General features: G+C 29.7%; 1 protein-coding gene and 1 pseudogene. Both read right to left on the reverse strand.

The annotated features are described in order from the left end of the window. Positions 1-265 (reverse strand): annotated as a pseudogene (locus ACF91D_RS30325) (hypothetical protein); the annotation flags it as partial. A 15-nt stretch (positions 266-280) separates the two neighbouring features. Next, positions 281-1,371, reverse strand: a 1,091-nt coding sequence (locus ACF91D_RS30330) for a helicase-related protein (RefSeq protein ID WP_392438452.1), incomplete at its 5' end; no start/stop codon positions are given.

A 1,371-nucleotide genomic window follows, 5' to 3' on the forward strand; every position in this document is an offset into this window, starting at 1 on the left:
GTATTGTAAACTTTGAATTTTCAACTTCCCTATCATCACTTTTTCCTTTATAGATTGGAACTTCTCGAAACTCATTAACTTTCAATAAATTTTCAAGTCTATTATCATTTATAGTAAATTTATTTAAATTTTTATTTACTCCACTTTCGTACCATTTATCAGTAGCACCTACAATATAAGATATTCCATCAGTATCAATATATAAGCTGCCCGGACCGTTCATACCAATTAGTTTTCCTCTAGGTACTTCTATTTTTCTAGCCATAATTATTCCCCCACTTTAAAATTGAAAATCATTTTCAAAATCCGATACAGTCTGAACTCTAAACTTGCTCACGGCATCCACATTTCTCATTGAAAATATTATAGATCTCTGTTCATCACCAATATCTTGCGCATTCAACCTATTTATATAACCATATTTATTACTTGTGTTTTCCCATACATCATATTCAAATGTGTATAATTCCTTTATAATTTTTTCAAATAAATATCTTACTTTTTCTTCTTCAACATTATCTACCATTTTCATTTTCTCCAAAATGTTACCATATACAAAATCTTTAATCTTATCAAAGTTATGTTTAATAATCTCAATGTCAGGTTCGTATCCTAGTGTTTTTTCATCAAAATATTGTCTTAAATAACCTATCAATACGGCAGGAAAACCCCTTTCAATTGAAAAGTGTGAAAAAGGTGTAACACTAGTTTCCTCAACATTAGCATAAAGTTTTTGATGAAACTCATTAAAGTGTTCATAATGTGACTTATCGTTACTATCTCCACGATTATAAATCGTCACTACTAATCCAGGGCTTTCATCTGGTTTTCTTCCAACTCTACCACTTACTTGAATATATTGAGCAGTAGTTTTTGGTTGGCCAATAATAGTCATTAATGCCAGCCTATCAATGTCTACTCCTACCTCAATGATATTAGATGCAAGTACTAAATCAATGGCTTGGTTATTCATTAAAGAATAATTAATTTTTAGATTAGATAACGATTTTGCTACTTCGCTATTTTTCATTCTCGATGTTAATTCTTTAACTTTTTCGTTATCTAATATCCTTCTATCCTTTATTCCTCTTTTGTCGTAATAATTTTCCATTTCATGTGGAATATCTAAATCTGCTAGTGTATTTGCTTTACCTATATCATTAATTGTGTTGTAAAATGATAAAATAGTCCAAAACGGGTTTTTAAATTCATTAGATAATTTGTTTGCGCTAATAAGTAAACGTGAAAAAGTCTGCACTTGAGTCTGAAGTTTACCTTGAGTAGTGGTATAAACACCCAAATATTTTCTACCGGGTACTGGCTTATCAAATTCGTCAGTTTTAACTTTTGAGTAAAAATTATCATTTATGC

The organism is Staphylococcus sp. 231237_7MaSpsaltlick, from assembly GCF_043107035.1.